The sequence below is a fragment of the Paenibacillus brasilensis genome, assembly GCF_009363115.1.
Classification (GTDB): Bacteria; Bacillota; Bacilli; order Paenibacillales; family Paenibacillaceae; genus Paenibacillus; species Paenibacillus brasilensis.
Genome location: NZ_CP045298.1, coordinates 1,398,716 through 1,414,391 on the forward strand (window position 1 = coordinate 1,398,716; position 15,676 = coordinate 1,414,391).

A 15,676-nucleotide genomic window follows, 5' to 3' on the forward strand; every position below is an offset into this window, starting at 1 on the left:
GATGACAACACTCCTATATATAGGTATTGGAATTGGCGTCGCTGCTGTATGCACTGCTGTGGTTGCTATTATGCTGTATCGCAGGAGCGTCCAAAGAACAATGAAAACTATTGAGAACATGCTGGATGCCGCGATAAATGGCAGCTTCTCAGAAGATGTCTTTGATGAATCCGTTCTCTCTGCAATAGAAGCGAAATTTGCCAAATTTCTTTCTATTTGCTCCGTGTCTTCCGAAAAACTGCTTGCCGAAAAGAATAAAATAAATGAGCTGATTTCCGATATTTCACATCAAACGAAAACACCAGTGGCCAACATCCTGCTTTATTCCCAACTACTTAGCGAATACGAACTACCGCAGGATACCTCCACTTGTGTGAAAGCTTTATCTGCACAGGCCGAAAAGCTTAACTTTCTGATTCATGCATTAGTGAAAACTTCACGGCTTGAAACGGGAATTATCACAGTATCGCCAAGGCGGGAATCTGTTCAAAAGCTCCTTAATGCTGCATTGGAGCAAATAACGCCAAAAGCAGATGCCAAAGGGATTTCAGTTGTTATGGAGGATACCTCTATTCATGCTAATTTTGACCTAAAGTGGACGATTGAAGCTGTCTATAACATTATGGATAACGCTATAAAATATACAGAGACAGGCGGAAGAATGACTATAAAAGTGATGGCATACGAATTGTTTTGCCGAATTGATATTACCGACAGTGGTATAGGGATTGCAGAAGAAGAGCAAGGTAAAATCTTTACCCGCTTCTATCGCTCTCCCACTGTTAACACGAAGGAGGGTGTCGGGATTGGACTGTTTTTAGCTAGAGAAATTATCGCTGCGGCGGGTGGTTACATCAAGGTACGTTCACACGACGGCTGTGGCTCTACCTTCTCTATTTTTCTTTCTATGGATACTTAATCCTTTCAGTATTGTTAGATTCCAGAAAGATTGTAGAAAGATTAGTGTGTTAGTGTCTGTACTGTAGATGACTACGGTCCAGACATTTTTTTGTGAAGGAGAACGTATATGGCTCTGTTAAGAACACAGGAATTGAAAAAGTATTATGGTAACGGGGATACTGCTGTTCATGCCCTAGATGGAGTTAACCTGGAGGTGGAATCCGGAGAGTTTGTGGCCATTGTCGGTACATCCGGGAGCGGCAAATCTACCCTTCTCCATATGCTGGGTGGACTTGATCGTCCAACCAGTGGAAACGTTACGATTGACGGCAAGGATATTTCTACATTGAAGGACGAAGAATTGACCATTTTCCGCAGACGAAAGATTGGCTTTGTTTTTCAAAATTACAACCTGGTGCCTGTCTTGAATGTCTACGAGAATATTGTGCTTCCTATTGAACTGGATGGTAAAGAGCCAGACAAAACCCACATAAATGAAATTGTACATACTTTGGGTCTAGATCAAAAGTTGAATAACCTACCCAACCATCTATCGGGAGGCCAGCAGCAGCGTGTAGCCATCGCCAGAGCATTGGCAGCGAAACCTGCAATTGTTTTAGCAGATGAACCCACCGGGAACCTGGACAGTAAAACCAGTCTGGATGTGATGGGATTGATCAAAGTATCCAGTCAACAGTTCCGCCAAACGATAGTGATGATCACCCACAACGAGGAAATCGCGCAAATGGCAGACCGGATCATCCGGATTGAGGACGGTAAAATAGTTGGCGGTGAAGGTAAATGATCAAGGTAAAGAACAAAAAAGTAATCCGCAAGCTGGCAGATAAGAGTTTCAAAGTAAACAAAGCCCGCAACTTCTTCGCTATTGTTGCCATAGCACTAACCTCATTGCTATTTACAACACTGTTCACTATGGGGATTGGCGCTGTGGAAAGCTTACAACGGGCGACCATGCGCCAAGCTGGTGGAGATGGACATGCCGTACTTAAATATATAACGGATGACGAATTTAATCATGTCAAGGATCATCCGTTAATCAAGGAAATAGCTTATAACCGTATATTAAGCGACGGAGTTATGAACGATAACTTTCTAAAGCGGCACACAGAGTTCTGGTATTACGATGATGTAGGGATGAAGCTTGGTTTTATTGAGCTTAAAGAGGGACACAGGCCTGTGGCGGAAAATGAAGTGATTGCAGACTCCAAGACACTGCAGCTATTGGGTGTTCCACTGGAGCTTGGAGCACCTTTGAGGCTGAAGCTTAACATACGAGATAAAGAAGTACAGCGTGATTTTATCCTCTCCGGCTGGTGGAAAAGCGATCCTGTGTTTAACGCAGGACAAATATTCGCCTCTAAAGCCTATGTCGATGCTCATGCTAAGGAACTACAAAGCAACTATAAAAAGGATCACTTCTATACTGGCACCATTAGTGCGTATATAATGTTCGACAATAGCCTTGATTTGAAGGGAAAGCTCAGTACGGTGATTACCGAAAGCGGGTATTCGCTTGACGAAGATGCACCGAACTATATCGCGAATAATGTAAATTGGTCATACATCTCGACCAATTTTAGTGTGGATACAGAGACAATCATAGCGTTAACTTCTGCCCTGTTGCTGATCATGTTTACCGGCTATTTGATCATCTATAACATTTTTCAAATATCGGTGATGCGAGATATTCGTTTTTATGGTCTTTTAAAGACGATCGGCACAAGCGGCAAGCAGATCCGCCGGATCATTCGCAGACAGGCGTTAGTTCTTTCAGGGATAGGAATCCCGTTTGGGTTAATAGCAGGTTTTTTTGTCGGTAAAGCACTTATACCACTTCTTATAAACCACACTGCTTTTGCTGGTACCGAGGTATCGGTATCTCCCAACCCATGGATTTTTATAGGATCGGCTTTATTCGCGCTCATTACCGTAATGATCAGCACTTTCAAGCCAGGCAGAATTGCGGCAGCTGTTTCGCCAGTTGAGGCAGTAAGATACACAGACGGAAATACCAAGGGCGGCCGTAAGCTGAAAAAATCCACTGAAGGCGCTAAAATGATCCACATGGCTCGCTCCAACTTGGGGCGCAATACAAAGCGTACCGTGTTGGTAGTCATCAGTCTTTCGTTGAGCCTTGTACTTCTTAACACGGCCTTCACCCTGTCTCAGAGCATTGATATGGATAAGTATGTATCCAAATTCAATGACACTGACTTTCTCATTGCTCATGCTGAATACTTTCATAGCCCCTTTTTTAGCGGCCCTGAAAATGAAACCTCCGAGAGTTTTATTCAGGCTGTACAGACACAGCCCGGCTTTGAAGAGGGCGGTCGCTTGTACGGCGGCAAATTAGTGCTTACTGTCGAGAACGGGAAAGACACCGATAAGGACGATGTGACTGACTCTCGCGGCAACTTCACTGCGACAGTGTATGGGCTGGAAGATTTACCACTGCACCAATTGCAATTGCTAGACGGTGAGCTTGATTTTGAAAAGCTAGCCTCCGGTAAGTATATATTGGAAGGAGTGGATTTAGATGACCATAACATCCCCTATATGGAAAAAGCTCTTTATAAGGTAGGTGAAAAGGTCACGCTTCACAGTTATATGGGAGCAGCAGAAGCTCCGCTGGATAAAGAGTATACTACGCATGCACTCACAGTGCTTGGTCATGTTGCAATTAAATCGACCAATTCTGATCGCCTTTCAGATAAGTATAACTTTTATCTTCCGGCAAATATTTACAAGCCGCTTGCGGAGCAGCCTGCTGTGATGAGCTATGCCTTTAATGTATCCCCTGATCAGGAAGAGGCCATGGAGAGCTTTTTAAAAAGTTACACCGAAACTACAGAGCCGGTAATGAACTACACATCCAAATTCACTTCAATGAATGAGTTTTCCGGTATGCAAAACACCATCATGATGATCGGTGGCACGCTCAGTCTGATTATCGGCCTAATTGGTATCCTCAACTTTGTAAACGCAATTCTGACGAGTATATTGACACGACGTCAGGAGTTTGCCATGCTGCAAAGTATCGGCATGACCAAAAAGCAATTGCGGGGTATGCTGATCTATGAAGGGCTATATTATGTTCTCGGCACCGCCCTATTCTCCATTTTATTAGGGATCATATTCTCTATTTCAATTGTGAAACCCCTAAGCAGTATGATGTGGTTTTTGAGCTATCACTTTATAATCTGGCCACTTCTAGTCCTATTACCTTTACTATTATTGCTTGGGATACTTATTCCAGTAGCAGTCTATTCTATGAACGACAAACAAAGTATTGTAGAACGACTTCGGGAATCAGAATAGATTTACCGAGAAAGTCCAAAATACCAGTGTGGATTATAAAAAGATGACTCCTGATCAATTCAGAGGTCATCTTTTTATGCATAGAAAGGTTCTTATTTGCAGAACAACTATCCCCGCCACTCTTCCCGCAGTAGCCCCATTCGGATCGAATCATAATACTCTCCATTATAATATCTGCACTTGCGAAGCCTGGCTTCGAGGGTCATGCCCAGCTTCTCCCCCACCTTCATCATCCGACGGTTTCCTGACCAGGTTGTAAAGCCTACTCTTACTAAAGGCAATGTATTAAACAAATGGTCGATCCACAATCGAAGTGCTCTCGTACCATAGCCACCACTCCAATACTCCGAATCATAGATACCTATCCCCATTTCAAGCCATTGGGAAGGTTGATGCTCCCAATAGTAGCTTACGGTTCCAATGATCTTGCCTTCCACCTCAATGAGCCAAAAATCATCTTGTTCGACTCGATCTTCTTTACCTTGTAAATAATCCTCCCAGGAAAGCGCCCTATGTTCGTAATAAGGCGCATCCCATTGCTTCCATTCTGGAGCTTCTTCTTTATAGGTTAGCGTCCAAAGAGCATGTAAGTCTTCTTCTTTTACAGGCCTAATGGTTAAATCCTTGTCCGTGTAGATGGAGATCACCCCTGACCATCATGGTTTTACTACTGGGCTCGCACCTGATTTGCACCGGGCTGGATTTCCGGTGGGATCGGGCATACGAAAGGCTGATCGTCAAGTCTGGCCCGTAAGTCGGCCTGCGCCTTCGCTACCAGCTCCGGCTGCTCCAGCAGCTCGGCGGCCGTAGCAGCCATGACCTTGGCTGCATGCAGCATGCCCTTGTGCCCGATGGATGTCGCACCTGAGGCAACCCACTGCCACGTATGCGCCTGTGTTCCTACAAGAAAACAAGCAGTCGTGCACTGTACGGTCGGTGTAATCCAGCTTACATCACCGACGTCGGTTGATCCGTACAGCGGTTCGGTTCTCGTATAAGGCTGAAGCATATCAGCCATATCCTTATCGCGCAGGCCCGGATATTTGACCACAATCCCTGCGCGTTCCTGCTTATCCAATGTCGTCCGTATTTCGGCGGCATAGGCTAGTTCTTCCGCCGTAAATTCCGGCACGCCCAGCCGCTCGAACACGCGGTACATGGTTTGCTCCAGCACCGGACTAGGCATCAGGTTGGAGCAAGCCTTGTCGAATACGATTTCGACCTCGGTACCTGTCATCAGTGCCGCCCCGCGAGCAATATCGCAGACCCGCTTGTAAATAGGCTGCACCTGCGATGCATGCGGTGCCCTGATCAGATAGAGCACCTCCGCATCTGCCTGTACAACATTAGGAGAAAAGCCTCCGCTGTTCGTGATTGCATAGTGTAGACGCGCATCCTGCACAATATGTCCCCGCAAATAATTCGCGCCGATGTTCATCAACTCGACGGCATCGAGTGCGCTGCGGCCCAGATGAGGAGCGGCGGCGGCATGTGCGCTTTTGCCTTTAAAACGAAAATAAACCTGCACGTTGGCTAGTGTGCTCACAGGCATAATGCTGTTATAGTCCATCGGATGCCAGCACAGCGAAAAATCCACATCGTCAAACAATCCTGCACGCGCCATAAATGTTTTGCCTGAGCCACCCTCTTCACCGGGACAGCCGTAGTAACGAATCGTTCCTGACTGTCCGTTTTTCTCCATGTGATTTTTAAGCGCAAACGCTGCTGCCAAAGAGGCCTACCCGAGCAAATGATGACCGCAGCCGTGACCGTTGCCTCCCTTTTCTACCGGCTCCTGCCGAGCAATGCCTTTAAGCTGGCTGAGTCCCGATAAAGCGTCATATTCCCCGAGAAATGCAATAATCGGTTTCCCGCTGTCATAGCTCCCAATGAAGGCTGTTTCGATACCGCCCACACCACGCTCTATAGCGAACCCTTCCTCTTCCAGACTGCGGCATAGCAGCTCAGCAGATTGATATTCCTCGAAGCGCGTCTCCGCATATTGCCATATTTGCTCGCTAATGCGAATGATTTTATCCCGATGTCGTTCAATATCTTTGGACAATAGCTCTATATGCTTCATGACTGGTGTTCCACCTTTCTCAGCGAAGCGTCCGCTTGGCCAGCCGCTCCAATAGCCCCACGCTGCGTGGCAGCACCTCTTCCTGAATATCAAACTCCGGATGATGGTGAGGGGCGGGCAGGTCGCAGCCGATAATCATATAAGTCCCTTTTCCTCCCAGCTCCTGCACACGCCGAATCATGTAGCTGGCATCCTCACTCCCTAGCGAGCTGGTTTGCCCCATCGCTTTCTGGTTCACGAAGCCCTCAATATGCTGTGCCTCCTCTGCTGCCATCTCCGCCAATTCCGGGCTGCATACAATCGGGATTGCGCCGCCGATGACACGAATTTCATGCTCAAGCTCGTGCATTCCTGCACTGTGGGCTATGATATTGCGTACCCGTCTCTCCAGTTCTTCATTCGTCTGCTCATCCACTGAGCGTGTTTCGATGATCATACGCGCGTTTTCAGGTATGATGTTGGCGGCCGTGCCTCCTTCCAGCACACCTACGTTAATACGTGTTTCCCCTGTGCTGAAACGGGGCAGCGAATGAATGTTCAGCAATGCGGTGGCCGCGCCTAGCAGGGCATTGTTCCCTTTTTCCGGCGAGGAGCCCGCATGTGACGCCACACCGCGAAAGCGTGCCTCCAGTTTGGTGGACGCCAGAAAGCCTGCCGAGCTGCCATGAATTTCACCCAGCGGTATATCACAGCCAAAATGCTGGCAAAAAAGTGTGTCTACATCGTCCAGCATTCCTTTGTGTACCATAGCATAAGCACCTCGAACTCCCTCTTCTGCCGGTTGAAAGATCAATTTAACTGTGCCCGCAAACTGGCGGTCACTTAATCGCTCCGCCAAGCCGATGCCAACCGTCGTATGTCCGTCATGAGCACAGGCATGCATAAGTCCTTCATACAGTGAACGGAAGCCTTCGGCCTGCGGCACATGTCGTGTTTCTGTGCTTTCCGTAATCGGCAGCGCGTCCATATCGAATCGGAACGCCACGGTGGGCCCTTCCTGCACACCCCGCAGAATACCAACAACAGCCGTATAGCCCCCCCTCATATGAGCCGCAATTTCAGGGTCCGCCCCATCCCTCAATGCGCGTTCATAAGCGGCCTCCAGCACTTCTTTTGCCGGCAAGCCTCGAACGGCGCTCGGTTCCATCGCGTCCTGTCCATAAATCACCTCGTAGCCGAATTGCCGCAGCAGGCCTACAACCTTGGATGCTGTTCGGAATTCAGTAAAGCCCAGCTCAGGATGACGATGTAAATCCCGGCGCAGCTCGATCAAATCTAACGTATATACCACCTTACCTTTACATAAAAATAGTAGAATTTACAAAAGCGTATTTCTCAATTATGACAGACTATCCAAACCACGACCAGAAGCGCCCACACTATGAAGAAGAACGGCGAACCCATAAAAGTTTTCCATAGGATAGCTCACGTTGTAAGCATAGATTATCTCTGAATTCCAAGTATTATATATCGTTCCTGATATATTGATCTCGCAACAGGAGCAATGGCGATGAGAAACACCGTCCGTCTGGGCCTTGGCCCAATTGGTTATGATAAATAATATCAGGTTGACAATCATTCAAAAATGATATATCTTAATATCAAGATAATAAATATAAAGCAGTTTTAACACCTATTCATTCAGCTTTACAAGCCAAATATATAAAAACCAAGGAGGATATTGATATGAAACTGTTAGGATTGCATCACGTATCGGCGATTACAGCGGCGGCTGCTAAAAATGTTGATTTTTATACTCAGGTTATGGGACTTCGGTTGATCAAGAAAACGGTGAACCAGGACGATGTTAGTGTATATCACCTCTTCTACGGAGATGAACGCGGAACCGCGGGGACGGAAGTTACATTCTTTGAAATTCCGCATGCCGGACAGACTCGTACAGGGAATAACAGCATTTCAGCACTCTCTCTGCGCGTACCGAATGACAAGGCGCTGGATTACTGGAAAAATCGCTTTGAGCAACTGGATGTAAAACATGGCGAAATTACGGATCAAGCAGGACGCCTGGCGCTTTCGTTCGAGGATTTTGAAGGACAACGCTTCTTCCTCGTTTCGGATGAGCATGATAACGGAGTGCGCGGGGGGACGCCTTGGGAGAAAAGCCCTGTTCCTGCCGAATACGGCATTGTTGGACTTGGGCCGGTTCATCTGACGATTCCCAAAGCGGAGAATACCATCCTTATTCTTGAACAAGTGATGGGCTTCCGTAAAAAGGGCTCCTACCCTTCCCCTGTTGCCGGACAACCGGATGTGGTTATCTACGAAACAGGTGAAGGCGGTACAGGAACTGAAGTTCATCTGGAAGAGCGCAACGATCTGCCACAAGAACGACCAGGACGCGGCAGTGTGCATCACGTTGCTTTCCGTGTTGAAACCGAGGAAGAGCTCAAACAGTGGGTAGACCGTATTGGGCAGCTGCAAATTTCCAACTCAGGCTTCGTAGATCGCTTTTATTTCCGTTCCTTGTACTTCCGTGAGCCGAACGGCATTCTGTTTGAATTGGCTACCGATGGCCCCGGCTTTGACACCGACGAGGAACTGGAGTTTCTGGGAGAATCCCTGTCGCTGCCGCCATTTTTGGAGTCGCGCCGCGAATCTATTGAAGCCAATCTCAAACCACTTAATACCAAACATTAATTGAATTTTCATTTGCATAAAAGGGCATTCCGCCACCTGCCAGCCTTTCGGCTATGACAGGTAAGCGAAATGCCCTTTTTGGTTAAGCTTACAGCTTTTTATCATCCACGCTGTTCAGCCACGCCTCAATTTCTCCGATCACAGAGGCGATACAGCCATCCTGGAACGGCGAGATCAGTCCAGCCAGTTCAACCAATCCGGTAAAAGATCGGCTCCCCCCGGCACGGCACAGCTTCAAATAATCCTCCCACGCAGCTGTCCGGTCGATACTCATACGCTTCCAGAATTGGAATGCGCACAATTGCGCGAGTGTGTAGTCAATATAGTAGAACGGGGATTGAAAAATATGACCCTGCTTGTGCCAAAATCCACCCTGCTCCAAATACTCGTTACCTTCATAGTCGAGGTGCGGTTTATACTTGCGTTCAATGGAGCGCCATGCGCTTTTACGTTCAGCCGGGGTCCAGTCCGGATGCTCATATACCGCATGCTGGAATTCATCTACGGCTACGCCGTAAGGCACGAACAGCAACGAAGACGACAGATGCTCAAAGTGATATTTGTCCGTATCTTCTTCAAAGAACAGCTTCATCCAAGGCCAGGCGAAAAATTCCATACTCATGGAATGAATCTCAGCTGCCTCCATAGTAGGCCAGTGATACTCTGGAATTTCAAAATGTCGGCTTTCATAGACCTGGAAGGCATGACCTGCTTCATGTGTCAATACGTCGATGTCACCGGATGTACCATTAAAATTAGAGAAAATAAACGGCGTGCCATATTCGCTCAAAAAGGTACAATAGCCTCCGCTTTGCTTACCCTTTTTGCTGATCAGGTCCATCAATTCTCGTTCGATCATAAAGCTGAAAAATTCATTCGTTTCCGGTGAAAGCTCCTCATACATACGTGCTCCATTACGAAGAATCCACTCCGGGTCACCTTTCGGCGTAGGATTTCCTGACAGAAAGTTGAAGCCTTCATCATAATAGCGAAGCCGATCTACACCGATCCGTTCGCGCTGACGCTCCTTCAGCTTTGTTGCCAGGGGAACGATGTGCTTCAGCACCTGCTCGCGGAAGTTGGCTACCATCGTGGCATTGTAATCTGTACGGCCCAAGCGGGCATAGCCCAGCTCTACGAAGTTGTCGTAGCCCAGCTTATGTGCCATGCGTGTGCGTACCTTGACCAATTCATCATAAATCCGATCCAGCTCGTCCTCATGCTCGCTCATAAATTGATATTTGGCCTCGGAGGCCAGTTTGCGTGTTTCCCGATTCGTATCCAATTCAAAAGGCAAAAGCTGCGCTAACGTGCGTTCTTGCCCTTCAAACAGAATCTTGGCTGAAGCAATAAGCTGGGCATATTCAGAGGTCAGCTTATTTTCCTGCTGCAAATCCTCGATGATATCCGGGTGGAACGACTTGAGCGCTACCTCGGCAATACTAAAAAGCTGGCTGCCCCATTGGTTCTCTAGCTCGGCTCTGAACGGAGAATCCACCAATACCCGGTAGTAATCCGTTACATACTCCTGAATGACCGGCATGAAATCATCAGCATACTCTTGCTCCGCTTTGTAAAAGGCATCCTCCGTATTAATGGAGTGCCGAACTTCCACCAATTGCAATTGCGTTTCCACATGACTGCGCAGCTTGTTAATCGCATGAATCACTTCATTTTGACGTTCTACGCTGTCTGCCTCGCGAAACTGCTGCAACAGCGTTTTAAACCGCTGTTCAATTTCAGGCTGCTCTGGTCGGCTGTAAGCCATTTGGCTGAATAATGTCATTGTTTTCGTTCCCCCCTCAGTGTAATAAACCTGATGCCTATTATACAGTACGATTAGACAAAACTGGAAGCTTTTGTTCCAAAAAAAGACAACCTAAAAAGCCGCAATACCATGTATTTCGGCTTTTTAAGCTCAGCTGGCTTTTATCTCAGGGATATCTTTGCCTAAAGCAATTATTATATCTATGCAGCCTGATGAAGATTTATAAGACCTTCTCTGTTACACACATTGATGCATAATGATTTTAGCAAACTTAATGATTTTGCGTGCTTATTGATTTTGTAAACGGTGTGCGGCATGCAGGGTCGGACCGACGAATTCATTCAGCTTGAAGCCGCCCGCAATTGCCTGTGTGATAAATTTCTTGGCCTGATCCACCGCTTCACGTACAGTCAGCCCTTGAGCCAAACCAGCCGTTACCGCAGCCGAAGTGGTGCAGCCTGCACCATGGGTAAAGCTCGTTTTTACCACATCGGCCTCAAACCAGTCAAACGTGATTCCATCATACAGCAGGTCCATCGCTTTGCCTGCGCTAATTTTACCACGGTCCTTGATCAGCACGTGCTTCGCTCCGCGCTCATGGATAACGGCAGCCGCTTCCTGCATCTGCTCCAGTGTCGTGATCGGTCCAGTCTTCGCCAACTGCGAAGCCTCGAACAGGTTCGGCGTTACCAGATCAGCGCCGGGGATTAACAACTCCAGCATCGCCTCTGTATTTTCCGGCTGAAGCACTTCATCCGTACCTTTGCAGACCATAACCGGGTCAATTACGATCCGCTTCAGATCATGTTTTTTCAAATGGCTGGCTACCAGCTCGATAATATCAACGGAACCGAGCATACCAGTTTTCATCGCATCAAAGCCGATACCTTCCAATACAGTACGCAGCTGCGCTTCCACTACATCCAACGCAACAGGATATACAAGATGGTCCCAGGTTTTAGGTCCCATCGCAACTACGGTTGTCAATACGGTCATGCCATATACGCCAAGCTCCTGAAAGGTTTTCAGGTCTGCCTGAATACCTGCTCCACCGCTTGTGTCGGAGCCCGCTATCGTTAATGTTTTGGGAATCGTCATTTGTACATGCTCTCCTTCACTTTCTGTGCTGCATTTATCCTAATCCCGCATGCGAAACTTGTCAACGCGCAAAGCGTCTTTTCCATGCTAAAAGTCACAGGAATCCGCAATGGCAAAAAAACGAGAACATTCCCCTTTGGAACGGGAACATCCTCGTAAGAACGTGTTATATGAAGAGTTCACATGAAAGTTAGAATTACGAATACCCACCGGTACTGTGATCATAGGCATGATTCTTTCCATTTTCGCTTACGCCGAGACAAAGGCTTTGATACAAATGCTGCTGTTCTGGAGTAGCAAAATTCCGGTGCTGCTCAAATAAGGCCATGCAACCGATGATATGCTCGGTATAGCTATTATCTATAGACAGCTGTAAGCAATGCAGTGTTTGTCTCAATCCCTCAGAGAAATCGCCCTTTCGAAAATGATATTCCGCATACACCTTGCAAAAGGATGCAAAGCGGAATGCATTAAAGTGCTTGCGATAATGAGTGTCCCATTGTTCCGGTGCAAGCTCCCAGAAGCTCTTGAGTTGCTGACTGAACAATCCCAGCTCGGCATCCGCAAAATAACCGAACCGGTTCGCTGATTCGAGCAATGTGTTCAAGCCTTCCAGTGTCTCATCCGGATGTTCGCGCAGATAAGTAATATACTCATAGATTGCAGCAGTGTTACCCATTTTAATTTCAATACAAAGTCGGTTGCCCTGAGCATATACACGGTGCATTTCGACTACTTTCCAACCTTCCTCGTCCAAGCCCTCAAACCAGCTTAAATCTGCATAACCTTCAATCCATTGCTTGGATTCCTCATATCTGCCCTGAAACTCATAGCAGCTGGCCTTCAGCAGATGTCCCTGGGCATAGTAATAAACGAGCGGCTTAAGCAGCTCCAGGTGCTCATCCCCAAATCGGTTCCGATTGCGATATAACGCCTGCGCCAGCTCTCTTAGCTCATCCGCATACATTTCCATCTCAGACCATTGCATTTTTGACGCAAACACTTGGGACAGCATATGTAAGCCTTCCAATGCGTATGTTTCCGGTAAACGGCTACGATATAAATGGAATTGCACAGCGGCCTTCAAGTTCTGTTTGTTATCCTTAATCTGAACCTGGAAAATACGAAAATAGCTGATCGCCAAGCGTTCGGAATGGGTATACTTCTCACTCTCGATAACACAATCATACAGAAGCATGGAGGCTTCATGTCGATCATTCTCAAACATCTCTTCTGCTGTCTCAAAAATAGCTGGAATGTTCGATAAATCATCCATCAGATAGCCAAGCACACTGCGTATGCAGTCCAGCTTGTTCAACTCCGAGCAACGGAGAAGAAAGGGACGCAGCCTCCGCCAGTGCGGTAAGGAATGAACAAAGCATTCATCCACATACATCTCGAACAAAGCCCCTTCTTCTAATCCCATGGCCTCGGTGATTAGATCAAGCTGATTGACTGAAATAGGCCGTGGAGGGTTCCGGTTAAGAATACCGCTGAGTGTACCCGGATTTACCTTGGAAGCATCTGCAAAACACTGCATCGAAATGCCTTCACTTTGAATATACTTTTCAATTTTTGCGCGAATCGTGGTGTTTTTTTCCAAAGGGACACCCCCTCAAACGAATGATGATGACTTTTTCATTACCTTTTAAACCAAAATTTGTTTAATCAAAGTATATGTCTAATTATACGGCAGGTCAATAACTTAAACGCGACTCTGGACATATAAAATCACGAATTTCGTACGATATTAAAACCGTATTATGAAAAAAGACCACCCCGGAAGGTTTGGTCTGTTTATGTGCTGTGATGCGAGAGTAGAAAGTAGTTTGGTATAGACTTATAGACGCCCAAAATCAATAGCGAACTTGGCGTAGCCTTCTATGGTTAATCCTTCATAAAGCAGCTCGGAATAGGCTTGGGCGGCCTCCGTGGCTTGCGGAGAGGTCAGAAACGTCACATATGGACGCCCCACCCATGGGACAAGGGACCAGTGACCATCTGCTTTTGGCGTCAATGTCTTCATTTGCTGCACATATTCGGTCAGCACGTGCCGATTTTCATCCGGTGAAGCAAGTACGATTCGTTCTCCACCCGGATTAACGAGCGCAGAGGAGAACGCGCGATAGTTGTTCGTGGCCACCAAATAGCTTCGCTGCATATCCATTGGCTCTCCTCCGAAAGACATATGAAGGATTCTGTGCACATCCGGCTCCTTTAATTTCCCGGCAATATCATACCTGGCAGGCTGCGTTACATCAATTTGATACCTGATCCCGTCGATGATATCAAAATTAAAGCTCGGAAAATCAGCATCAATCAGCTCTTGCTCATGCTCTGCCAAAGGATCAATCTGCCGGAATTGTCCGGCAGACCACTCAAGCCATTCCCTGATTTCCGCTCCGGTCAACCGGACGACATGCAGCGTATTCGGGAAGTTATACAAATCTGCGATATGCTTGATCGCCAACATCCCTGCCGGAATATCAGTGTAGTACGAAGGTCCGTATCTGCCGCCCGTCTTAAATGGAGCCGCTGCCGACAGAACGGGTAAATCTTCATGCTCGCTCCCTTGCATCTGCTGCTTCACATACCAAATTTGCGCATCATTTACGAGTTGAATTGAAGCATCATCCATCACTTGGGCAAAGAAGCTGTTCACCGGCACCATCGTTTGGCCTACAGGAGCGCGAATATACTCCAATGTTCCGGCGTGCTCCTCTGCTACCAACTGCTGAATTGCAGTATCCGGCTGCACCAGCGCCTTCTTCTGTACCGGATCATACACCGGGCGTACCTCGGCAGAAGATGCAACCACCTCCCACTTTCCTTCCATAAGAGTAAGGTCGAGGTCAATAATACCCAGATGATCCCCCCAGAAGCCCGGCTCTACCGCCGGAATATCGTGGATGGTGCCTCGTTCCGTATCAACACCCGTTTTACCAACAAACAAAGGCCCGGGGAATACTTTATGCGCATGACCAAACAGAATGGCGTCAATTCCCTCCACCCTGCTTAGCGGCAGCACCGTATTTTCCATATATGGCGTTTCAGGAATATCCTCAAAGCCCGCATGGGGCATAGCAATGATCAGATCGGCTCCCTCAGCCTTCATTTGGGGAATAAACCGTCTTGCCGTTTCCAGCATATCCTTGACGATGATTTTTCCCTCCAGCCATGCCTTGTCCCATTGCATAATTTGTGGAGGCACAAAGCCGATTATCCCCACCTTTAAAGATGCTTACCGCCTGCTTCATCCTCTACCGTTTTGTCCAGCAGCAGATATGGTGTGAAATAGTTTTGTTCATTTTCTCCCGCTACATAAATGTTGGCATTCATATAAGGAAATCGCGCTCCCCGAAGGCAGGTCTGCAAATATTCCAATCCATAGTTAAATTCATGATTACCGATATTTCCTGCCTCGTACCCTAAAAGATTCATTGCTTTGTAAGCAGGATGCACAGCACTGGAGTTCTGTTGAAGACGCTGCACAGCATAATCACCCATTGGATTTCCCTGAATGACATCCCCGTTATCCAGCAGAAGATGGTTGGACACCTCAGACCGGGCCGCTCGAATCAAGCTGGCGGTTTGTGCCAGACCATACTGCAACGTTTCCTCATCTGCAAAGTAATCATAATTCCACAAGCTGACATGTAGATCCGTCGTAACCATGATGCGAAATTTTACCCTCACCGGACGTGATGTTTCCAGATGTATCACTTCATTTGTATCCAATTCTGTTCTCTCCCCCAGCTTCGGTCATAGAGCTTGAACAAGTCTAGCAGACCACTGTTAAGAGAATGTTAAATGAATCAAAGCAGGTAACT

At 47.2% G+C, this 15,676-nt stretch carries 9 protein-coding genes and 2 pseudogenes; 4 read left to right on the top strand and 7 right to left on the bottom strand.

The window, feature by feature from the left end:
• The first annotated feature begins 1 nt into the window (after position 1).
• From GCU48_RS06590 to GCU48_RS06600, 3 genes are all read left to right on the top strand, one after another.
• Positions 2-919, top strand: coding sequence for a sensor histidine kinase (locus GCU48_RS06590; protein WP_152379475.1), 918 nt, complete (start codon positions 2-4; stop codon positions 917-919).
• 108 nt (positions 920-1,027) lie between these two features.
• Positions 1,028-1,705, top strand: coding sequence for an ABC transporter ATP-binding protein (locus GCU48_RS06595; protein WP_152379476.1), 678 nt, complete (start codon positions 1,028-1,030; stop codon positions 1,703-1,705).
• The gene (locus GCU48_RS06600; RefSeq protein WP_152379477.1) at positions 1,702-4,239 is read left to right on the top strand and encodes an ABC transporter permease; all 2,538 of its coding nucleotides are present in this window, start codon (positions 1,702-1,704) and stop codon (positions 4,237-4,239) included. The genes GCU48_RS06595 and GCU48_RS06600 overlap by 4 nt, the downstream gene beginning before the upstream one ends.
• A gap of 107 nt (positions 4,240-4,346) precedes the next feature.
• On the opposite strand, the gene GCU48_RS06605 is transcribed toward GCU48_RS06600, so the two are convergent.
• The 3 genes and pseudogenes from GCU48_RS06605 to GCU48_RS06615 form a co-directional block, all read right to left on the bottom strand.
• On the bottom strand, positions 4,347-4,877 hold the full coding sequence (locus GCU48_RS06605; RefSeq protein WP_025717966.1) for a GNAT family N-acetyltransferase: 531 nt from the start codon (positions 4,875-4,877) through the stop codon (positions 4,347-4,349).
• 29 nt (positions 4,878-4,906) lie between these two features.
• Positions 4,907-6,322 (bottom strand): annotated as a pseudogene (locus tag GCU48_RS06610) (M20 family metallopeptidase).
• Positions 6,323-6,341: 19 nt separating this feature from the next.
• Positions 6,342-7,595, bottom strand: a complete 1,254-nt coding sequence (locus GCU48_RS06615) for an amidohydrolase (protein ID WP_244316104.1) — start codon at positions 7,593-7,595, stop codon at positions 6,342-6,344.
• Between the two features lie 413 nt (positions 7,596-8,008).
• Here GCU48_RS06615 and GCU48_RS06620 point away from each other — a divergent pair, with 413 nt between their 5' ends.
• The gene (locus tag GCU48_RS06620; protein WP_152379479.1) at positions 8,009-8,980 is read left to right on the top strand and encodes a ring-cleaving dioxygenase; all 972 of its coding nucleotides are present in this window, start codon (positions 8,009-8,011) and stop codon (positions 8,978-8,980) included.
• Positions 8,981-9,068: 88 nt separating this feature from the next.
• Here GCU48_RS06620 and GCU48_RS06625 read toward each other — a convergent pair whose 3' ends face one another.
• The 4 genes and pseudogenes from GCU48_RS06625 to GCU48_RS06640 all read right to left on the bottom strand — a co-directional run bounded on the left by GCU48_RS06625 (position 9,069) and on the right by GCU48_RS06640 (position 15,584).
• A complete protein-coding gene (locus GCU48_RS06625) occupies positions 9,069-10,766 on the bottom strand; it encodes a M3 family oligoendopeptidase (protein ID WP_152379480.1) in 1,698 nt (565 codons plus the stop codon).
• A gap of 270 nt (positions 10,767-11,036) precedes the next feature.
• Entirely contained in the window at positions 11,037-11,846 is an 810-nt protein-coding gene (gene thiD / locus GCU48_RS06630; protein WP_025719462.1) for a bifunctional hydroxymethylpyrimidine kinase/phosphomethylpyrimidine kinase, read from the bottom strand.
• A gap of 196 nt (positions 11,847-12,042) precedes the next feature.
• Positions 12,043-13,449: a DNA-binding protein gene (locus GCU48_RS06635; RefSeq protein WP_152379481.1), complete on the bottom strand. Its 1,407-nt coding sequence runs from the start codon at positions 13,447-13,449 to the stop codon at positions 12,043-12,045.
• Between the two features lie 237 nt (positions 13,450-13,686).
• Positions 13,687-15,584: pseudogene (locus GCU48_RS06640) on the bottom strand (bifunctional 2',3'-cyclic-nucleotide 2'-phosphodiesterase/3'-nucleotidase).
• Positions 15,585-15,676 lie beyond the last annotated feature (92 nt).